Annotated in this window: 14 protein-coding genes; 5 read left to right on the top strand and 9 right to left on the bottom strand. The window is 73.1% G+C overall.

All coding sequences use genetic code 11. The features are described 5' to 3' along the window. Positions 1 to 435: 435 nt before the first annotated feature. The gene (gene rpsO, locus ACZ6Z8_RS36100; protein WP_030289909.1) at positions 436 to 726 is read right to left on the bottom strand and encodes a 30S ribosomal protein S15; all 291 of its coding nucleotides are present in this window, start codon (positions 724 to 726) and stop codon (positions 436 to 438) included. A 186-nt stretch (positions 727 to 912) separates the two neighbouring features. Further along, the gene (gene eccD, locus ACZ6Z8_RS36095; protein ID WP_465614231.1) at positions 913 to 2373 is read right to left on the bottom strand and encodes a type VII secretion integral membrane protein EccD; all 1461 of its coding nucleotides are present in this window, start codon (positions 2371 to 2373) and stop codon (positions 913 to 915) included. 333 nt (positions 2374 to 2706) lie between these two features. On the opposite strand from eccD, the gene eccCa reads away from it, so the two are divergent. Both eccCa and ACZ6Z8_RS36085 read left to right on the top strand, forming a co-directional pair. Then, positions 2707 to 6651: a type VII secretion protein EccCa gene (gene eccCa / locus ACZ6Z8_RS36090; protein ID WP_465614230.1), complete on the top strand. Its 3945-nt coding sequence runs from the start codon at positions 2707 to 2709 to the stop codon at positions 6649 to 6651. Between the two features lie 480 nt (positions 6652 to 7131). Beyond that, on the top strand, positions 7132 to 8532 hold the full coding sequence (locus tag ACZ6Z8_RS36085; protein ID WP_465614229.1) for an APC family permease: 1401 nt from the start codon (positions 7132 to 7134) through the stop codon (positions 8530 to 8532). Positions 8533 to 8613: 81 nt separating this feature from the next. Here ACZ6Z8_RS36085 and ACZ6Z8_RS36080 read toward each other — a convergent pair whose 3' ends face one another. The 6 genes from ACZ6Z8_RS36080 to ACZ6Z8_RS36055 all read right to left on the bottom strand — a co-directional run bounded on the left by ACZ6Z8_RS36080 (position 8614) and on the right by ACZ6Z8_RS36055 (position 14590). Then, positions 8614 to 9909, bottom strand: coding sequence for a hypothetical protein (locus ACZ6Z8_RS36080; RefSeq protein ID WP_465614228.1), 1296 nt, complete (start codon positions 9907 to 9909; stop codon positions 8614 to 8616). A gap of 79 nt (positions 9910 to 9988) precedes the next feature. Beyond that, positions 9989 to 10522, bottom strand: coding sequence for a SigE family RNA polymerase sigma factor (locus tag ACZ6Z8_RS36075; RefSeq protein WP_465614240.1), 534 nt, complete (start codon positions 10520 to 10522; stop codon positions 9989 to 9991). 97 nt (positions 10523 to 10619) lie between these two features. Beyond that, positions 10620 to 11849 carry a type VII secretion-associated serine protease mycosin gene (gene mycP / locus ACZ6Z8_RS36070; protein ID WP_465614227.1) on the bottom strand — a complete coding sequence of 410 codons (1230 nt, stop codon included), beginning with the start codon at positions 11847 to 11849 and terminating at the stop codon, positions 10620 to 10622. Between the two features lie 106 nt (positions 11850 to 11955). Next, positions 11956 to 12249 (bottom strand): WXG100 family type VII secretion target, encoded by a 294-nt coding sequence (locus tag ACZ6Z8_RS36065; protein ID WP_465614226.1) that lies wholly within the window; start codon positions 12247 to 12249, stop codon positions 11956 to 11958. A 95-nt stretch (positions 12250 to 12344) separates the two neighbouring features. After that, positions 12345 to 12647, bottom strand: a complete 303-nt coding sequence (locus tag ACZ6Z8_RS36060) for a WXG100 family type VII secretion target (RefSeq protein ID WP_465614225.1) — start codon at positions 12645 to 12647, stop codon at positions 12345 to 12347. 182 nt (positions 12648 to 12829) lie between these two features. Further along, positions 12830 to 14590, bottom strand: coding sequence for a type VII secretion protein EccB (locus tag ACZ6Z8_RS36055; protein WP_465614224.1), 1761 nt, complete (start codon positions 14588 to 14590; stop codon positions 12830 to 12832). Positions 14591 to 14953: 363 nt separating this feature from the next. Here ACZ6Z8_RS36055 and eccE point away from each other — a divergent pair, with 363 nt between their 5' ends. From eccE to ACZ6Z8_RS36040, 3 genes are all read left to right on the top strand, one after another. Beyond that, positions 14954 to 16207: a type VII secretion protein EccE gene (eccE, locus tag ACZ6Z8_RS36050; RefSeq protein WP_465614223.1), complete on the top strand. Its 1254-nt coding sequence runs from the start codon at positions 14954 to 14956 to the stop codon at positions 16205 to 16207. Next, positions 16207 to 16974, top strand: a complete 768-nt coding sequence (locus ACZ6Z8_RS36045; RefSeq protein ID WP_465614222.1) for a hypothetical protein — start codon at positions 16207 to 16209, stop codon at positions 16972 to 16974. The genes eccE and ACZ6Z8_RS36045 overlap by 1 nt, the downstream gene beginning before the upstream one ends. A gap of 130 nt (positions 16975 to 17104) precedes the next feature. Continuing rightward, the gene (locus ACZ6Z8_RS36040) at positions 17105 to 19297 is read left to right on the top strand and encodes a MinD/ParA family ATP-binding protein (RefSeq protein WP_465614221.1); all 2193 of its coding nucleotides are present in this window, start codon (positions 17105 to 17107) and stop codon (positions 19295 to 19297) included. A 55-nt stretch (positions 19298 to 19352) separates the two neighbouring features. Here the strand turns inward: ACZ6Z8_RS36040 and ACZ6Z8_RS36035 are convergent, their stop codons facing one another. After that, entirely contained in the window at positions 19353 to 20297 is a 945-nt protein-coding gene (locus tag ACZ6Z8_RS36035; protein ID WP_465614220.1) for a bifunctional riboflavin kinase/FAD synthetase, read from the bottom strand. Positions 20298 to 20345: the final 48 nt, after the last annotated feature.

Here is a 20345-nt window from a genome sequence, read left to right as displayed (position 1 = left end):
CTTTCGTACGTCTCCGGGAGAGCGTCCCCGCGCACTGCCTGGTGTTGGCCCCGGGCCCTCAGGGAGGGCTGCAGTCGGGCCGGTCTTCGATCGAAGCCTCCGGGGTGCCCCGCTCTGCTGCGGGGGTTCCGGGGGCCACTACCGAGGACCGGCGCCTCACGGCTGCCGGGCCGGGACGGGCGGTCCGCGTCTGGACGCTCTCTCGGATGCGGGCGGCTTCCGTTTGAAGCCTTCGTCCCGCGGGGGGTTCGGGCTTGCTGCCCGGGTGGCGCGCTGCTGCGCCATCACCCGGCATGCCCACAACCCTACGGTGCAATCCTCGGCCACCTGGGGAGGTGCGCGCGAGTTGTTATGTCCGGGTGCCGCGGCCGAACCGCCGCGGCATACGCGCGAGGGGCGGCTCCCCGGTGTGGGGAGCCGCCCCGAGCGGCGGTCTTAGCGGGCGCCGCCGGCGGCACCGCGGCGGATGCCCAGACGGTCGACGAGCGTACGGAAGCGCTCGATGTCCTTCTTGGCCAGGTACTGCAGGAGGCGGCGGCGCTGGCCGACCAGGATCAGCAGGCCACGACGCGAGTGGTGGTCGTGCTTGTGGAACTTGAGGTGCTCGGTCAGGTCCGAGATGCGACGGGAGAGCATGGCGACCTGGACCTCGGGGGAGCCGGTGTCGCCCTCCTTCTGGCCGAACTCGGCGATGATCTGCTTCTTGACGTCAGAGGCGAGAGCCACTGCAACTCCTTCAAGGTCTACCGAGCGGTCCTGGTCGACAGCACAGGACTCTGCGAGAACTCGGTGTCGCGAGTGCGGCCGGCGGTCGGCTGCCCCTGGGGGCGGACACACGGCTGCGCTCGGAGGCCAAGCGTACCAGTGCCGCCCTGCCGGCCGGTCGGCGGGTGGGGGGCTGCCCGCCCGGGGTCAGCCGGTGGCGCCGCGGACCAGCCGGTAGATGTTCAGCACGGCGAGCGCCAGCGGGACCAGCGAGATCAGGGTGAGGCTGTCGACCAGGTCCAGGATGCGCCCCCAGAACGGGGAGACGCCGAGCCGGGGCACCACCAGGGCGATCGCGGTGAGCAGCGCGGCGCCGAAGGCGATGGAGGCGGCCAGCCAGATGGTGCGCAGGTCCAGGTCGGTGCCGGAGCCGGCGGTGCGCAGGATGAACTGCGGGGTGTGCAGCGACAGGCCGACGATCAGCAGGCACAGGCCGAGCAGGCCGGCCACGGTGAGGCTGAGGACCTGCGCGGTGTAGCGGAACAGCCGGGCGCGCAGCATGGTGGCGATGCCCAGGGCGAGCGCGAGCAGTTCGGGGAAGGTGCGGTCGGTGAACGAGAGGACGGCGCAGGAGCCGACCACGACCGCGGCGCAGCCGCCGACCAGGCCGACCAGCACCTCGTGGCCGCGGCGGGCCTGGTGGGCGATCCGCTCGTACTGGACGGCCTCGGCGCGCTCGGCCTCCTCGTCGTAGTCGCGGCTGCGGGTGCGGGTCTGGCCGGGGGCGCTGAAGCCGACCGGCAGCCGGGCGAAGCGGGCGGAGAGGCTGGGCAGGAAGCCGACCGCGGCGACGGCGGCGACTCCGGTGACGGCGGCGATGTTCCCGGCCGCGGTGTCCGGCATCAGCACGGCGGCGAAGGTGGCGAGCGCGCCGGCGGTGGCGACGAAGGCGGCGGCGACGAACACCGCGTCCTTCTCCGGCAGCAGTCCGGCGAGCAGCACGGCGATCACCAGGACGGTGACGCAGCCGGTCAGGAACTGCAGCCGGCCGGGGCCGTCCCACCGGTGGGCGACGGCGATGATGCCGCTGCCGGCGATCATGGCGTGCGGCAGGGCTCCGAGGCCGAGCGCGACGGCGGCGGGGGCGTCCCCGTAGACCCGGGCGCGGACCCCGGCGAGCGCGGTGAGCACGACGGCGGCGACGCCGGCCAGCACGCCGGGCAGGCTGTGCATGTCGTGGCGCAGGTCGGAGAACCAGAGCGCGAAGCCGAGCAGGGTGAGCAGCACCCCGGTGCCGATCAGGCCGAAGCCGCGCATGAGGTCGACGGTCCAGAACCGGCGGTCGGCCTCGACGGCGCTGGCGATGGCGTCGGCGACGTCGTCGTAGACGGCCGGCGGCAGGGACTCGGCGAAGGGGCGCAGCGCCAGCAGGTCGCCGTCGCGGACCTGCTGGGCGGCCAGCGAGAGGCTGCTGTCGAGCACGGTGCCGTCGCGGCGGACCAGGTGGAAGCCGGTGGGGGTGCCGTCGGGCTGGCTCTGGTTGGCCAGCCGCAGCACCTCGGGGTAGACGTCGGCGAGTGCGACGTCCTCGGGCAGGGCGACGTCGATCCGGCGGTCGGGGGCGACGACGGTCACCCGGCAGTAGCCCGTGGCGGCGGCAGAAGTCACGGCCGCACCTCGATCCTTCGACGCACTTTGGCGCTCCCCCTGTGGTTGACGGTGCCGCGCACGCGGCGCGCGGTCTGGCTGTGGAACCGGCCCGGCCGGGCCGCGAGTTGGCGCGGCGTTACCCTACCCGCTCGGTTCGTGCCCGGCTGCGCTGCGGGGCGGGGCCCGGCGGGCGGTACGAGGACCGACCGTTAGTATCGGCGCCTGCGCACGGTGGTACGGGGGCTGCGCTGTGTGGGGCGTCCTCAGTCTCGTGACCCCGTACCGGAGCGGGCGCAGTCGCGTGAGGGCTGATGCCGAAGTGATCGATCGACGCCGCGGGGTGGATGACGCATGGGTGTGATCATGGTCAAGCGACCGGCCAGGGCGTACCCGCCGACGGTGCCGGACGAGCCGGTGGAGCTGGTCAGTCCGCCCGAGCTGCCCCGGCACGGCGGCGAGGACTGGCTGATGAGCATCCTGCCGATGCTCGGCATGGGCGGTTCGGCGGTGTTCTTCTTCTCGCCGGGCGCGGCCGCCCCGATGAAGATCATGGGCGGTCTGATGATCGTCTCGACGGTCGGCATGGCCCTGGCCCAGATCGTCCGGGCCCGCAAGGGCGGTTCGACCGCGATGGCGGACGAGCGCCGCGACTACCTCAAGTACCTGCAGCAGACCCGCCGCCAGGTGCGCCGCACGGCGGAGAGCCAGCGCGGTGCGCTGCTGTTCCTGAACCCGGCACCGGACCAGTTGTGGTCGATCGTCGAGGACGGCCGGCGGCTGTGGGAGCGGCGGACCGGGGACGGCGACTTCGCGCAGATCCGGGTGGGCCTCGGGCCCGTGCAGCTGTCCACCCCGCTGGTGGCGCCGCAGACCGCGCCGATGGACGAGCTGGAGCCGCTGTCCGCGGCCGCGATGCACTCCTTCCTGAAGGCCCACGGCACCCTGCAGGACCTGCCGTTGGCGGTCTCGCTGCGGGCGTTCTACCACATCACGGTGTGCGGGGACCCGGACTCGGTGTACGGCAACGTGCGCGCGATGATCGCCCAGCTGACCACCCTCCACTCGCCGGACGACCTGCTGATCGCGGTCGCCGCGGCGCCCGGCGCGGCCGAGGAGTGGGACTGGACCAAGTGGCTGCCGCACAACCAGCACCGCAAGGAGGCGGACGGCGCGGGTTCGCGCCGGCTGAGCGCCCACGACCTGGGCGATCTGGAGTACCTGCTGCAGGACGAGCTGTCCGGCCGCCAGCGCTTCGTCCGGGACGCGGCGCCCGCGGCGGACCAGCCGCACCTGGTGGTCATCATGGACGGCGCCGGGGTGCCGCACGACTCGGTGCTGGCCGGCCCCGAGGGCGTGCAGGGGGTGACCGTCATCGAGGTCGTCCCGGGCGAGGTGGACGAGCCGAGCGGGCACCTGATGGTGACGGTCAACCCGCAGGAGCTGGTGCTGCGTTCGGCCTCGGGGGCGACGTACGCCGGCAAGCCGGACCTGCTCTCGCTGTGGCAGTCCGAGGCGCTGGCCCGGCAGTTGGCGCCGTACCGGGCCTCGGCCGGCGGGGACGACGAGCCGCTGCTGTCCAACCTGGACTTCACCGACATGATGAACTCGGGCGACCCGGGCTCCTTCGACGTAGCGCGCAGCTGGCGGCCGCGCGCCCAGCACGAGCGGATGCGGGTGCCGATCGGCGTCGGCGCCAACGGCGAGCACGTCTACCTGGACATCAAGGAGGCCGCGCTGGAGGGCATGGGCCCGCACGGCCTGTGCGTGGGCGCGACCGGTTCCGGCAAGTCGGAGCTGCTGCGCACGCTGGTGCTCGCGCTGGCGATGACCCACTCCTCGGAGACGCTGAACTTCGTGCTCGCCGACTTCAAGGGCGGCGCGACCTTCCTCGGCATGGCCGACATGCCGCACACCTCCGCGGTGATCACCAACCTGGAGGGCGAGCTCACCCTGGTCGACCGCATGCGCGACGCGATCGAGGGCGAGCTGCACCGCCGCCAGGAGCTGCTGCACCGCTCCGGCAACTACGCCAACATCCACGAGTACGAGCGGGCCCGGGCGGCCGGCGCGGCACTGGACCCGCTGCCCTCGCTGGTGCTGATCATCGACGAGTTCTCCGAACTCCTCAGCGCCAAGCCCGACTTCATCGAGATGTTCATCCAGATCGGCCGGATCGGCCGCTCCCTGGGCGTGCACCTGCTGCTGGCCTCGCAGCGCCTGGAGGAGGGCAAGCTGCGCGGCCTGGACACCTACCTCTCGTACCGGATCGGTCTGCGCACCTTCTCGGCGGCCGAGTCGCGGGCGGCGATCGGCGTGCCGGACGCCTACCACCTGCCGCCGGTGCCGGGCGTGGGCTACCTGAAGTTCGGCGAGGACGTGATGGACCGGTTCAAGGCCGCCTACGTCTCGGGGCCGTACCGGGCGCCGGGCCAGCAGCGGTCGACCGGCGGGCGGCGGGTCAACGCCCAGCCGGTCGTGTTCACCTCGGCCTTCGTCGACCTGCCGCCGGAGCCGGTGGAGGAGGAGGCGCCGCAGGCCCCGGAGCAGGACGACGCGCTGGTGGACACCGTGCTGGACGTCTTCGTCCAGCGGATGGCCGGCCAGGGCCCGGCCGCGCACCAGGTGTGGCTGCCGCCGCTGGACGAGGCGCCGAGCATCGACCACCTGCTGCCGCCGCTGCAGGCCGTCCCGGAGCGCGGGCTGACCGCGCCCGGCTACCCGGGCGGCCGGCTCCGGGCGCCGATCGGCATCGTGGACAAGCCGCGCGAGCAGAAGACCGACATCCTGGAGGTCGACTTCTCCGGGGCGGCCGGCCACGGCCTGATCGTGGGCGGCCCCCGCTCGGGCAAGTCGACCGTGCTGCGCACCATGACGGCCGCCTTCGGCCTCACCCACACCCCGCGCGAGGTGCAGTTCTACCTGCTGGACTTCGGCGCGGGCAGCTTCCAGTCGCTGACCGGACTGCCGCACGTCGGCGGGGTGGCCGGGCGCCTGGACGTGGACAAGGTGCGCCGGATGGTCTCCGAGGTGCACGGGGTGATGAACCGGCGCGAGGAACTGTTCCGGGCGACCGGCATCGACACCATCGCGACGTACCGGGCCCGCCGCGCGGCCGGGCAGCTGCCCGACGAGGCCTTCGGCGACGTCTTCCTGATGATCGACGGCTGGAACACCTTCAAGCAGGAGTTCGAGGGGCTGGAGCCGGTGATCGGCGACATCGCCCAGCGCGGCCTCGGCTACGGCGTCCACCTGGTGATCACCGCGGCCCGGTACGCCGAGGTGCGCCCGGCGCTGAAGGACCTGCTGCAGAACCGCGTCGAGCTGAAGCTCGGTGACGCGATGGAGTCCGAGGTGGACCGCCGGGTGGCGCAGAACGTCCCGCCGCTGGCCGGGCGCGGCATCACCGCGGAGCGGCTGCACTTCCTCGGCGGCCTGCCCCGGCTGGACGGCTCCTCCTCGGTGGAGGACCTGCAGGACGGCGTGGCCGGGCTGGTCAGCGCGGTCGACGGGGCCTGGACCGGCCCGCGCGCCCCGCAGGTGCGGATGCTGCCGTCCGTCCTGGACGGCAACTCGCTGCCGAAGGGCTTCGAGCACCCGGAGCGCGGCCTGTCCTTCGGCGTGGACGAGGCCGAGCTGGCGCCGGTGTTCGTCAACTTCGAGACCGACCCGCTGTTCATCGTGTTCGGTGACACCGAGTCGGGGAAGTCGGCGCTGCTGCGCATGCTGATCAAGCAGATCACCGAGCGCTACACCCCGGACCAGGCGGGCATCGTGGTCGGCGACTACCGGCGCGCGCTGCTGGGCACCGTGCCGCAGGAGTACCTGGTGGAGTACGCGGCCGCCCAGCCGTCCATGGCCGCCGTCGTGGACATGCTGCGCGGGGCCTGCGCCCGCCGCCTGCCCGGCCCGGACGTGACCGCCGAGCAGCTGCGCAACCGCAGCTGGTACAGCGGCAAGGACATGTTCGTGATCGTCGACGACTACGAGCTGGTCGCGACCAGCTCGGGCAACCCGCTGGCGCCGCTGGCCGAGTTCCTGCCGTTCGCCCGGGACATCGGCCTGCGGGTGATCGTGGCCCGCAGCGCGGGCGGCGCCGGGCGCTCGATGTACGAGCCGGTGATGCAGCGGATGCGCGAGCTGGGCGGGCAGGGCGTCATCCTCTCCGGCAACCGGGACGAGGGCGCGCTGCTGGGGACGGTCAAGCCGCAGGCGCTGCCGCCGGGCCGCGGGATCTACGTGTCACGCCGCGCGACCAACGGCCAGATGGTCCAGACGGGCTGGCTGCCGGTGCAGTGACCGGGCCGCACCGGCGGACCGTCCGCTACGGACGGTGATCGAAGGGGTCGGACTCCACGGAGTCCGACCCCTTCGGCGTCCCAGGTTCTGAAACGTTACCTAGATCTTTCCGGGTCGGGGCTGCGGTTCCCGTACCCGCCCGGGCAGTTGCCGTACGCCCCCAAGGCACCTGGGGTGTCGCCCCCCGCTCGAACCGCAGCCTTTGAATGGCGGCGCGCAATGCGGAATTCACCTTTGATTCATGCCTGATGAAGCCAAAGTAACAAGTCGGACAAACGGCGCCATGACACTAAGTGATCATCGGATCGCATGTTTATGCCCTTCGACGCAACGGATTCCGAAGCAGTTCCGGCGTTGACGCGATCAATACGCCCAAGGTTCCATTGCGGCCCGGGAGCGACCGGATAAGACCCGAGCAACCAGCCAGCGGAGGCGATACCGCTCCCGTCCCAGGACCGCACAGAGCCGATCGGAATCCAGATGACCGACACGCTTCGCCCGCCACAGAACGTAGCCGCCACGGCGGACGGGGTCGCGCCCCAGCAGCTCAAGCGCTCGATCGGCGTCGTGGGCGGCACGCTGCTCACGCTGTCCTGCGTCACCCCTGCCTCGACGCTCTTCGTGATCGTCCCCCAGCTGTTCTCCAGCATCGGCAGCGCCACCGCCCTGGCCGTCGCCATCGGCTCGGTGCTCTGCATCGCGGTCGCCTTCTGCTACTCCGAGCTCGGCACCCTGATCCCCAGCGCCGGCGGCGAGTACGCGATGGTCGGCACCCTGGCCGGGCGGCTCGCGGGCTGGCTGGTCTTCATCCAGTCGCTCATCGTGGTGATGATCGTCCCCTCGGTCATCGCCCTCGGCACCGCCGACTACCTGGCGCCCGTCCTGCACATCGACAAGCCGATCGCCGGCGCCGCCGTGATGCTGGCCGCCACCCTGGCGGGCCTGCTCGACCTGCGCGCCAACGCCTGGATCACCGGAATCTTCCTGGTCCTGGAGGTCATCGCGGCCGGCGTGGTCTCGGTGCTCGGCTTCGCCCACACCAACGCCCACCACCCGAGCCTGCTGCACGGCCTGGTCTCCACCGACGGCGGCGCCGCCAGCCCGGTCGGCATCGGCGCCATCATCGGCGCGCTGGGCATCGCCCTGTTCGCCACCCAGGGCTTCTCCACGGCCGTCTACCTGTCGGAGGAGCTGGAGAACCCCCGCCGCACCGTGTCCCGCACCGTGCTGTGGACCCTCGGCCTCTCCAGCGCCATCATCCTGATCCCGGTCGCCGCCATCACCATGGGCGCCCCCGACCTGCAGAGCCTGACCTCCGGCGACATCTCCGGCATGGTCACCGCCTGGAGCAACTCCGCGGTCGGCACCTTCATCAGCCTCTGCATCGCGCTGGCCATCATCAACGCCGGCATCGTCATGGTCATCCAGAACTCCCGGGTGCTGTTCGCCTCCGCCCGTGACAAGGCCTGGCCCGAGCCGGTCAACAAGGCCTTCGGCACCCTCGGCCGCTTCGGCTCCCCGTGGATCGCCACCCTGGCCGTCGGCCTGCCCGGCGCCGCGCTCTGCTTCGTCAAGGGCGAGCTGCTCAGCAACATCACCGGCGTCGCCGTCACCGCGATGTACCTGCTGGTCGCCGTCGCCTCGCTGCTCTCCCGCCGCGGCCACCACAAGCACGCCGCCGCCTGGCGGATGCCGCTGTGGCCGGCCGTCCCCGTGCTGCTGATCGTCGTCCTGGTCTACGTCATGACCCAGCTGGACGCCGAACCGCTGCTGTGGACCGGCGGCATCACCGCCCTCGCCACCCTCTACTGGCTGTTCTACCTGCGCCCCCGGCAGGCCACCCGCTGGGTGATCAGCCTCCCCGAGGACCAGCGGGACTGACCCCCGATCCCCCACCCCACCCCCACACGGCGGTGCCCCGGGCCTCCCCCAAGGCCCGGGGCACCGCCACGTCCGTGAGCGCTACTTCTTGAGCTTCCACACCGGGGCGGCCGCGATCGCCTGCATCTGGTCGTCGGTCAGCACCGGCGCCTTGCGGGTCGCCGGGGTCTTCTGGGTGCCGCTGTTGAACGAGCTGATCACCACCCGCAGACCGTCCGGGTGCAGGGTGTCCACGGTCCACATGCCCGGGTTGCCGCCCTCCTTGCGGACCACCACCCTGGTGCCGTCCGGCAGCGTCCGGGCGTCGCCGAACAGCGCCCCCGAGTCCCGCCCGCCGCTCCAGTCCTGCACGTTGAGCTGCACCAGGGACTTGCCCTTGCCGTCGTCGAGCACGAAGTTGGCGTAGCCGGAGCCGTCGCCGCCGGTCTCCGTCTCGGTCAGCCCGCTCGGCAGCAGCCCGGCGGTGGTCTCCAGGATCTCCCGCGCGCTGTACTCCCTGCCGGTGTCCGGCAGCTTCACCGGCCGCGGCTCCGGGATCGCGGCGACGACCTGGTCCCACGACTTGTCGGTGACGATCGCCCTGAGCTGGTCCGGCGACAGCGGCGGGGCCGGCCGGCTGTCCGGCGCGTCCTTCTCGGCCGGGGAGTTCCACTCGGAGAGCTCGATCTGCCGGCCGTCCTTGCCGATCAGCTTGGCGTTCCACCACTTGGTGGAGACGTGCCTGTCCGGGTACTCGTAGCCCTGGAAGACGGTCAGCGAACCGCCGCCCGGCAGGCTGCTCACCGTGCAGGCGTCGTACGGCACCAGCTTCTTGTCCGGGCAGGTGTTCTGCGCCCGGCCGGGGGCGTTCGGCGCCAGGCGGCTGAGCGAGATGCCCATCGCGGCCTTGCCCTGGCCGTCGTCGAAGATCAGGGTGGCACCCGCGTTGCCCCCGCCGCCCGGCTTGCCGGGGGCGGGCTCGGTGCCGGTGCCCTGGCCGTCGGTGACCTGACCCTTGGGCAGCAGGGCCTGGAAGGCGGCCAGCACCTCGGGGCCGGTGACCGCCTTGGCGCTGGGCGTGGCGGCCGAGGCCGGGGTCACGGCCGGGCCGGAGGCCGTCGGGCCGGACGCCGCACCGCCGGAGGCCGCGGCCACCGTGGCCGTGCCGCCGGACGTCGCACCCTTGCCGGTCAGGTACACCGCACCGGTGCCCACCAGGGCCAGCGCGGCGGCACCGCCCACCACCGCGGCGGCCGAGCGGCGGCGCCAGCGGCGGCGGCCGCGCTGGTACCCGCCCGCGACCATCCCGGACCGGTCGGCCTGGTCGGGGCGGAAGCCCTCACCCGTGCGGGTGATGGCGTAGAGAAGATCGTCTTCGAACTTGTCCGGCTCGGACATGGCGGATCACCGTCTCCTTGCGTCGCGGAAGGGCCAGAGGAAGAAGGGCGGGCAGGGCGTTCCCGCCGCGCCGGACGTTTCAGCGGGCGGCGAGTTCGGCCAGCGAGTCGCCGAGCAGGGTGCGCAGCCGGGCCAGCGCCCGGGTGGTCCTGGTCCGGACCGCGCCGGAGGACAGCCGCAGCACCTCGGCGGTCTCCTCGACGCTGCGGTCCTCCCAGTAGCGCAGCACCAGCACCGCCCGGTCCTTCGCCGACATCCGCCCGAGCGCGTCGAGCAGGGTCAGCCGCAGACTGCTGTCCGCGTCGTCCCCCGCCCGCTCCGGCAGGGTCTCGGTCGGGCGCTCGCCGCTGGAACGGCGGCGCTGCTGGGCGATGAAGGTGCGCACCATCACCGTGTGGGTGTAGGCCGCCGGGTTCTCGATCCGGTTCCGGCCGCCGGTGAAGGCGCTGCGCCGCCAGAGCACGTACATCCGGCTGAGGGCCTCCTGCACGAGGTCCTCGGCGTAGTGGGTGTCGCCGCTGGTGAGCAGACAGGCCGAGCGGTAGAGATGGCCGGTGCGGCTGGAGACGAGTTCCAGGAACTCGGCGTCCTTGGCCTCGCGGCCACCCCTCATCCACCCCATCGCCCGCCGCTCCCCCGCGTCCGTGTGCCCCTGACACCTGATGGATGCGATGAACGGGCGCCGGTGTTACAGGCGTTCCGCGGGTTCTTCAGTCGGCGGACTTGCGGCGGTGGTCGCGCAGCACGACGCCCCCGCCGATCAGCAGGGCCACCAGCAGCGCGCCCGCGCCGACCACGTACGTGGCGGTGCGGCCGTCCCGGTCGGCCTGGGTCTCGCCGAGGCCGACCGGCGCCGGCACGATCGGGGCGGAGGCCAGCTGCACCGGGGCGTCCGGGACGGCCTCGGACGGCGGGTTCTCGGGCGCCTTGGTGACGGCCTTGACCGGGTCCACCACGCCCCAGCCGATGAACTCGTTGGGGCCGCGCTCGGTGCGCTGGGCGCTCTGCTCGATCCAGGCCCGCACCTGGGCCGGTGTCCAGCCCGGGTGCGCGCCGACCAGCAGGGCGGCCAGTCCGGAGACGTACGGGGCGGCGAAGCTGGTGCCGTTGTCCACGCACTGGCCGCCGCCGGGCACCGTGGAGAGCATCTCGACGCCGGGCGCGGCGACCTTCACGAAGGAGCCGTACTGGGAGAACGGCGCGCGCTCGTTGTTGCGGTCGGAGGCGCCCACGGACAGCACGGTCGGGAAGGCCCCCGGATAGGTGTCGCCCTCCTTGCCGTCGTTGCCGCTGGAGGCGACCACCACGATCCTGTTCTGCTCGGCCCGCTCGACGGCGGCCTTGAGGTCCGCGTAGCCGCCGAACCGGGCGTCGCCGGCGCCGCGCACGTCCTGCGAGATGTTGATGACCTGGACGTGGTTGTCGATCGCCTCGTTGATGGCCTTGGTGAGGGTGGAGACGTCGCCGTTGCCCTCGCTGTCGTTCTGCCGGATCGCGTAGATCCTGGCGTCCGGGGCCAGTCCGACGAAACCGGTCCGGTCGCTGCGGCTCGCGGCGATGATGCCGGCCACCTTGGTGCCGTGGCCGACCGTGTCGTTCTTGGAGGTGCCCTCGACCGGCTTGTTGTTCTGCTTGTCGAACAGCAGGCTGGTGCCCGCGTCCACCTTGCCGGCCAGCTGCGGGTTGCCGTCGTCCACCCCGGTGTCGATGACCGCGACCCGCACGCCGCTGCCGGTGGTCTTCCCGCCCTGCCACAACTCGTCCACCAGCAGCCGCTGGAGGGACCACGGCACGGTCTGCACATCGGGCGCGGGCCTGGGGCAGTCACCGGCGGAGGCCAGCCCGGGCCCGTCCGCGTACGCCGGGGCGGTCAGCGGGCCGCCCAGCACCACGAGCGCGGCCAGCGCCGCGGCCGTCCTACGGAACCCGCGTCCGGACACCCTGCCACCCCTCATGTTCTCCACCCCGTGCCGCACCACGCGCCGAAGGGCGGGTGCCCGGAAGCCCGGGTACCCGCCCCTGCCGTTCCCGTCCGGGAACGGTTGATCAGCCCTGCCAGAGACCGGCGTTCTTCTTCTCGGTCTGCTGGTAGCTCTGCGCGGCGCTCTCCAGCGAGCCCGAGATCTTGGCGCAGGTGTCCTTCAGGTCCTGGGCGGCGGAGTCCCACTTGGCCTGCTGGGCGTTGTAACCCTGCTGGGCCTGGCCCTGCCAGCCGTGGGAGATCTTGACGACCTCCTTGCGCAGGTCGGACAGCATGCTCTCGATCTTGTTGGCCGAGTTCTGCACGTCCTGCGACGCCTGGTGCAGGGTCTGGAAGTTGACGAGAATGTGGTCGGACACAATGTCTCCTTGACGAGGATGCGGAGCACCCGGCACTCAGCCGCGGGCGCCCCGGCGGGTGGACGGTCGGAACAGAGTGGTGATCAGCTCGACGATCAGCCCTGCGGGCCGAACAGCGCCTTCTGCTCCTCTTCGGCACTCGCGTAGTGCTTGGTGGTCAGCTCGATCGCGTGCTTGATCGCGGTCAGCGACTCCTTCAGCTTCTTGACGTCCTCGTTGACCTGCGTCTGCAGGGACTTGTAGGCGTCGGCCGCCTGGCCCTTCCATCCGCCGGTGATGTTGTCGACCGTCGTCTGGAGCGCCGAGCGCTCCGCCTCGATCTGACCGATCGCCGTCTCGATCTTTCCGGCGAAGTCCATCATCTCCTGTGCGGTCACCGTGAACTGGCCGTCACTCATGCTCCACCATCCCCCATGAGACAAACATTGTGTGTACGGAGAGCCCCCAGGGCCCTGCCGCCACATCACCCGTGTGATGTCGAGCAGCACTGTAGTCGGCACACGCAACTCACCCAACATCGAGCGCTGAGTAGTTACCAGACCATGACACTGGGACCAATTCCTTTGCAGGACCCGGCCGGTCAGGCGTTCTGCGGCTGCGCGGCGCTCTTCGCGGTCAGCGGCGGACCGGCCGGGACCAGGTTCGACCACTCCTTCGGTACCGGCAGCGGCTGGACGTTCTGGTAACCCAATCGTGCCTGGTTGCCGCCGGGTTGGTCGTCCGGGTTCTGGGTCGGCTGGCCTCCGGGGCCGGGGTTCGGGGTGCCCTGCTGCGGGGCCGGCGTCTTCGCGGCGCCGCTCGCACCCGGCGTCGGGCTGGGGCCGTGGCCGCCGTCGCTGTTCGCCGGGACGGAGTAGCGCAGGCCGGTCTCGGTGATCAGGAAGTCGGTGCCGGAGCCGTCGGGCGCAGGGGAGTTGGCACCGGCCCCGTTGGCACCGGGACCGTTGGCACCGGGACCGTTGGCACCGGGCTGGCCGCCGGGCTGGTTGCCGCCGCGCGCGTTGTCCACCGCCCGGTAGAACAGGCCGTGGCCGGGTGTCACGTACGCCGCGCCCGCGCCGTTGTTGTACGCCGCCGGGTAGGACGTCCCGGCCCAGACGCTGCGCTTGGGCGTGCGACCGTCCTCGGCCATGCCGTCGTAGGTGCTGCAGACGACCAGCCGGGGGTCCTGGCGGTCCTGCCAGTTGTTCACCGGCGCACCGGACTTCAGCGGCCAGTCGTCCGGGGTGTCGGGCAGCTTCACGTCGGTGTTGAACCTGGACTGGTCGTCCGGGGTCATGTCGTCGCTGCGCGGCCGCTTGTCCTGGTCGTACTTGTAGAGCACCTGGTAGGCCGGGTTCTGCCGGATCAGCTCCGCCTGGAACGGGGTGATCAGGAAGAGGCTGTCCTTGCCGACCACGTAGTTGCGGTCCTGGTAGTGCACCAGCCGGCCGATCCGGCGGTCCGCCGCGTTGCCCAGGTTCACACCGGAGTTGGCGCCCTGGGTGTCGGTCATCCCCTTGACGTCCGGGAAGGCGATCGGGCTGGCGTTCACCAGGGTGTCCAGCCACTCCCGCTTGACCCGCTGCGGCACCGCGTTGGGCCCGAAGACCGCGGTGATCAGCGCCTTGCGCTCCTTGTCGTCCGACTTCGGGCCGATCACGTGCTTGCGGCCCTGCGCGTCGACCAGGAACACCGGCGCGGCGCCCCCGGCGGACTGGCCCGAGGAGGTCGAGACCTGCTGCTCGTCCGCCTGCTGCACCAGCATCAGCTGGTCCGGGCCGAGCATCCGGTCCTTGGCGGACAGCGCCGCCGCGTCCGGGCCGGCCGCCACGAACACCGCCTGGTTGACGGTCTCCCGCTTGTCGTCCGAGCCCGGCCGGTCGCAGACCGCCCACTTCATCGCCTGGCTGGCGTTGTCCTTGCTCGGCAACTTGTCCGGGGCGTACGGGATGCCGATGGTCGGGCCGTGGTTGGGGTAGCGGTCCAGCACCCCGTCGTCCACCACGACGACCTTGGCGTCCGCCGGCAGCACCAGCCGCGCCGAGGACATGTTGAGCACCTGGTGCAGCCGCTTGGTCTTGCCGTCCGGATCCGTCAGCACCACGTAGCGGGTGGTCGACTGCTTGCCCTGGATGATGTTCTTGCCGTTGTCCCACTGCAGCGGCGCGGCGGGCTTGAACACCCCCCAGAGGCCGAACCCGGCCACCGCCACCGCCCCGACCAGCACGCTCGGCAGCACCGCCTTCACCGGGCGCGGCGCGTCCTCGTCGCTGCCCCCGCCGGAGGGCAGCAGGAAAGCCCCCACCGTGCGTTTGCGCGCGAAGGTGTACGCGTTCAGCTCGTCCCGGCGCGATGCCATCCTCGTCGTCCCCCTCTGTCAGACGTGTGCCAGACGTGGTCGGCCTCCCGTCGGCCCGACCGGCCCCGTGGTCCGCACCCGCCGGGCGGGATCCGGCCCGAACCCTCTACGATGCGGCAGCAGACGGTGAGTACGGTACGGGTACGGTCCGCGAACCAGCCAGCCGGGCCGCGACAACGGATCAGAGAGGGCCACCGGGGGATGCCAAGCCAGACCGCTCCAGAACGCCGCGGCACCGCGGGCGGCGGGAGGTCGCGCCGGTCCGGACGGGCCCGACGCGGCGGCCCGCCCGCCGAGGCCGCGGCCGTCCGCCCACCGACGGCGGGCGGCGCCCGCAGCGCCGGCGGCGCCGTCCAGGTGCGTGTGAACCCCCGACCCGGGCTGCTCGGCGGCCGGTTGAAGCTCCAGCAGATCGTCCTGGTCGAGGTCGCGGCCGCCCTGGTCGCGGTCGGCTGGACGATCAGCCGCCCGGTCGCGGCCGGCTTCGGCGCGGTCTCGCTGCTCCTGCTGGTGCTGGCGCTCGTCCCGCTGCGCGGCCGCACCATCCCGGAGCTGCTGCGGGTGCGATCCGCCCTCAAGTCCCGCCGCAAGCAGGCGAAGACGCTGCTTCCGCCGCCCGGCACCGACCCGGCCCTGGCGCCCGCACTGGAACTCGAACCCGGGCTGCGCACCTGCACCCACGCCACCGAGGCCGACTTCGGCGGCCGCCCCGTCCGCCGGGAGACCGGCATGGTCGGCGACGGCACCTTCCTCAGCTCGGTGCTGCTCGTCCAGGCCAAGGACCAGCCGCTGCGCCCGGTGCGCACCGCGCTGCCGCTGCCGCTGGACGTCATCTGCTCGGCGCTCACCGTGGACGACATCACCCTGGAGTCGGTGCAGCTGGTCCAGCACACCCAGCCCGCCCCGGCCCCGCACCTGCCCGAGCAGTCGCTGGCCGCCCGCGCCTACCGCGAGCTGCCGGACGGCACCTCCACCCCCGGACTGCGGCTGACCTGGGTCGCCCTCAAGCTCGACCCGGAGCGCGCGGCCACCGCCGTCCGGGCCCGCGGCGGCGGCGAGGAGGGCGCCCGCAAGGCGCTCCAGCGGGTCACCGACCAGCTGGCCGGGCGACTCAACAGCGCCGGGTTCAACGCCACCGTGCTGGACGAGCGCGAGCTGATCGCCGCCCTGGCCATCGCCACCTGCGCCAACCCGATCGCGGTGGCCGGGCGCCAGGGCACCGGCAGCGGCGGCGGCACCACCCGCCGCACCCAGGAGGGCAACCGCTTCTGGCGGATCGACGACCGCTGGCACAGCACGTACTGGATCTCCCGCTGGCCGCAGCTCAGCCGCCCCGGCGGCGCCCCCGGCCGGATCGGCGCACCGGACCTGGTCAACCTGATCACCGGCTCCCCCGCGCTGGCCAGCACCTTCAGCCTCACCGCCGGGCACGGCACCGGCGGCTCGGTGACCGTCAGCGGACACCTGCGGGTGACCGGGCGCAGCGAGAGCGAGGTCGGCCAGGTCGGCCGCCAGGTGGAGGCCCGGGCGCAGAGCACCGGCCTCGGCCTGGTCCGGCTCGACCTGGAACAGGCCCCCGGCATGCTCGCGACCCTGCCGCTGGGAGGAGCGTCCTGATGGCGTACCAGACCTATCCGGCCCCCGGCCCGCAGCCCGGCGCCGAGCAGCGGCGGACCAGGCCGCGGATCCTGCCCGGCTTCGGCCTGCGCGGACCGCGCCGGGAGAAGCACGTACTGGAGGCCGCCGACCTCGCCGCGCTGGCCTTCCCGGTCGGTGACGACGGCGTGGTGATCGGCGTCGACCCGCAGGGACTGCCCGCGGTGCTCGGCCTGTTCCGCCCCAGCTCGTACGACCTGGTGCTGGTCGGCGGCATCTGGACGGCGCAGGTCATCGCGCTGCGGGCGGCCGCGATCGGCGCCCGGGTCGCGGTGGAGACCGCCCGCGCGCAGCTCTGGGGCCCGATGGCGCAGGCCGCGGGCGGCGGTCAGCCGTGCGTGACGATCCACCAGGTCGGGCGGCTCGGACCGCAGGGCGCCTCGGTGGCCTCGCCGGTCCTGGTGGTGCGCGACCTCGGCGCCCGCCCACCGCGCAGCCGGCTCTCCGCCGCGCCCTGGCAGACCACCCTGACCCTGCTGCCCTACCTGGGGCCGAACGCCTCCCGGGTGCTCAACGCGGCCGACCTGGTCGGTGTGCAGCGGATCTCCCCGCAGGAGGCGGAGCTGACCGGCCGGGTGCTCTCCCTGCCGCCGGAGGACGTGGCCGCGCTGCCCACCCTCGGCGACGACCTGACCCTGTGGGCCACCCGGATGCGGCGTCAGTACGTCCGGGCGGTGGCCGGACAGGCCGAACAGCAGGTGCTCGGAGGCCCGCGCCGGATGGACTGAGGGGCGCGTCCGGGCCGGTCGATCCCGGTCCGGAACCGAAGCCGCCTTCAACAGGGGCAGCCGAACGGCCTAGTCTTTGTTGCGGCAACGGCACCGCTGAACAAGCGGCGGCGAACACGAGGGAGCCCTAGTGAGCAGCGATCGGGACGGCGTCTACGTCGGCGACAACGCGGCGGAGGACGACGACGACTGGTCCGACGCGCCCGATTACACTCCCCCGTCCTGGTACGTGCAGTCGGATCCGGCGGCGGCGCCGGCGGGCGAGCCGGCGGGTCCGGGGGACGTCCCGGCCGCGGCTCCTGTTCCGGCTCCGGCGGCGGAGCAGGCGCCCGCGCCCGCGGCCCAGCCGCAGGCCGGAGTGCCCGCACAGGGCTCGGCCCAGGTTCCCGCCCCGGCACCGGCTCCGGCTCCGGCTCCGGCTCCGGCGGCCGAGTCGGGCGCGGCGCCCGCACCGGTTCCGCCGGTCCCGCCCGTCCAGGCCGAAGCGCAGCACGTGCCGTTCCCGACGGCGGCCCCTGCCCCGGCTCCTGCCTCCGCCCCGGCCCCTGCTCCGGCCGTGACGCCGGAGCAGCCGCACGCCCCCGCCGCTGCGACCTGGCCGCCGGCCGCGGAGGCCCCGGCGCAGCCCTACCCGGCGCCCGCACCGGCACCCGCGCCGGCGCCGGCCGCCGCACCGCAGCCGGCACAGCCCGTGCCGCCGCAGAACTTCGCCCAGCCGCCGGCCCAGCAGCAGCCCGGCCGGCCGGCGCCGCAGGACCCGCAGCCCGGATGGGACCCGCAGGCCGCCTGGGCCGCCCAGCCGCAGCCGGGCCAGCCCGCGCAGCCCGTCCAGCCGCAGCCCGTCCAGCCGCAGCCCGCGCCGCCGGTGCAGCAGCAGTCCGGCCCGGTGGACCCGCGGCAGGGCGGCTGGCCGCAGCCCGGCGCGTACCCGCCGCCAGCCGCGCCCCAGCCCGGTCAGCCCCTCCAGCCCGGTCAGCCGGGTCAGCCCGTGCAGCCGGTCCAGCCCCAGCCGCCGGGCCCCGCACAGCCCTGGCCGCCGCAGGGCGCCGCCGCGCCGCAGCCCGCCGCGTTCCAGCAGGCCGCCGCCCCGCAGCAGACCGCGCACGGCGCCCCGCTCGGTTACACCGCCGCCGTCGAGCTGTCCTCGGACCGGCTGCTGCGCAGCCAGCCCAAGCAGCAGCGCCAGCAGCCGCGGTTCCAGTTCGGCGGCAAGGCCGCGGCGGCCGAGAAGGCCCGCAAGCTGGAGATCATCCGCACCCCGGTGCTGAGCTGCTACCGGATCGCCGTGATCAGCCTCAAGGGCGGGGTCGGCAAGACCACGACCACCACCGCGCTCGGCGCGACCCTGGCCAGCGAGCGCCAGGACAAGGTGATCGCGATCGACGCCAACCCGGACGCCGGGACCCTGGGCCGCCGGGTCAAGCGCCAGACCGGCGCGACCATCCGCGACCTGGTGACGGCGATCCCGCACCTGCGCAGCTACATGGACATCCGTCAGTTCACCTCGCAGGACCTGAACTCGGGTCTGGAGATCCTGGCGAACGACGTCGACCCGGCGGTCTCGACCACCTTCAACGACTCGGACTACCGCCAGGTCATCGAGGTGCTGGGCCGCCAGTACCCGATCATCCTGACCGACTCCGGCACCGGCCTGCTGTACAGCGCGATGCGCGGGGTGCTGGACCTCGCCGACCAGCTGATCATCGTCTCCACGCCCAGCGTGGACGGTGCCTCCAGCGCCTCGACCACTCTGGACTGGCTCTCCGCGCACGGCTACGCCGACCTGGTGCAGCGCAGCATCACGGTGGTCTCCGGGGTGCGCGAGACCAGCAAGATGATCAAGATCGAGGACATCGTCGCGCACTTCCAGACCCGCTGCCGCGGCGTCGTGGTGGTGCCCTTCGACGAGAGCCTGGCGGCCGGCGCCGAGGTCAACCTGGACATGATGCGGCCCAAGGTCCGCGAGGCGTACTTCGAGCTGGCCACCCTGGTCGGCGAGGACATCGTCCGGGCCCAGCAGGCGGCCGCCCAGCAGGCCGGCTGGCAGCAGCAGGCGCAGGCCGGCTACCAGCAGGGCCAGCCCCAGCCGTACGCCGACCCGCAGCAGCAGGCCCCCCAGCCGGCGCCCGGCGCACCGTGGGGGGCGCAGCCCGGCCAGCCCGCGCCCCCGCCCGGCTACGGCTGGCCGCAGCCGCAGCCCCAGCCGTACGCCGACCCGCAGCAGCAGGCCCCGCAGCCCCCGCCGCCGCCCGGCTACGGCTACCCGCCCCAGCAGACGCCGCCGGGCTACGGTTACCCGCCGCAGCAGCCGCCCCAGCAGTAGGACGACGGAGGGCCCGCCAGGAGTCGGCGGGCCCTCGGCGGTTCTGCGTCGGCCGTCAGCCGGCGTCGGTCAGCTCACGCGCGCGCTTGACGTCGTCGGCCATCCGGTCGAGCAGCGCCTCGATGGAGTCGAACTTCTCCATCCCGCGCAGGTAGGCCAGGAAGTCCACGGCCACGTGCAGGCCGTACAGGTCCAGGCCGACCCGGTCGATGGCGTACGCCTCGACGGTACGGGCGGTGCCGTCGAAGGTCGGGTTGGTGCCGACCGAGATCGCGGCCGGCATCCGCTCGCCCTGGGCGGTCAGCCAGCCCGCGTACACGCCGTCGGCCGGGACGGCGCTGTGCGGCACGGTCTCCACGTTGGCGGTCGGGTAGCCCAGCTCGCGGCCGCGCTGCGCGCCGCGCACCACCACGCCCTCGACCCGGTGCGGGCGGCCGAGCACCTCGTTGGCGCCGGTCATGTCCCCGGTCTCGACCAGGCGGCGGGTCAGGCTGGAGGAGAACGGCTCGCCGTCGCCGGCGGTGCCGCACACCTGCAGGTCCACCACCTCGACCTCGAAGTCGTCCGCCCGGCCCAGCTCGGTGAGCAGCGCGACGTCCCCCGCCGCCCTGTGCCCGAAGCGGAAGTTGGGGCCCTCGATGACGACCCGGGCGCGCAGCGCGTCCACCAGCACCTGCTGGACGAAGGTCTCCGGGGACTCCTTGGAGAACTCGGTGGTGAACGGCAGCACCAGCACCGCGTCCACGCCGAGTTCGGCGATCAGCTCGGCCCGGCGCGGGTGCGGCGCGAGCAGCGGCGGGTGGCTGCCCGGGCGGATCACCTCGCGCGGGTGCGGGTCGAAGGTCACCACGACCGACGGCAGGCCGAGTTCGCGGGCCCGCTCGACCGCCCGTCCGATGATCAACTGGTGCCCGCGGTGCACCCCGTCGAACGAACCGATGGTGACGACGCTGCGTCCCCAGTCAGCGGGGATCTCCTCCAGGCCACGCCAGCGCTGCACCCGACTGCTCCTCGTTCCGTACGGTGCGTACCCTCGGTACGCTCAAAC

Source organism: Kitasatospora sp. NPDC101108 (genome assembly GCF_055584725.1).
The sequence above is the reverse complement of the archived record's forward strand: the minus strand, read 5'-3'. Positions and strand labels throughout refer to the sequence as shown.

What these genes read in the sequence shown, in the direction of transcription:
- eccCa (WP_465614230.1), top strand. Translation starts at nt 2,707, where the DNA reads ATGGGTGTGATCATGGTCAAGCGACCGGCCAGGGCGTACCCGCCGACG.
- ACZ6Z8_RS36085 (WP_465614229.1), top strand. Translation starts at nt 7,132, where the DNA reads ATGACCGACACGCTTCGCCCGCCACAGAACGTAGCCGCCACGGCGGAC.
- ACZ6Z8_RS36045 (WP_465614222.1), top strand. Translation starts at nt 16,207, where the DNA reads ATGGCGTACCAGACCTATCCGGCCCCCGGCCCGCAGCCCGGCGCCGAG.
- ACZ6Z8_RS36075 (WP_465614240.1), bottom strand. Translation starts at nt 10,522, where the DNA reads ATGAGGGGTGGCCGCGAGGCCAAGGACGCCGAGTTCCTGGAACTCGTC.
- ACZ6Z8_RS36080 (WP_465614228.1), bottom strand. Translation starts at nt 9,909, where the DNA reads ATGTCCGAGCCGGACAAGTTCGAAGACGATCTTCTCTACGCCATCACC.
- ACZ6Z8_RS36060 (WP_465614225.1), bottom strand. Translation starts at nt 12,647, where the DNA reads ATGAGTGACGGCCAGTTCACGGTGACCGCACAGGAGATGATGGACTTC.
- ACZ6Z8_RS36055 (WP_465614224.1), bottom strand. Translation starts at nt 14,590, where the DNA reads ATGGCATCGCGCCGGGACGAGCTGAACGCGTACACCTTCGCGCGCAAA.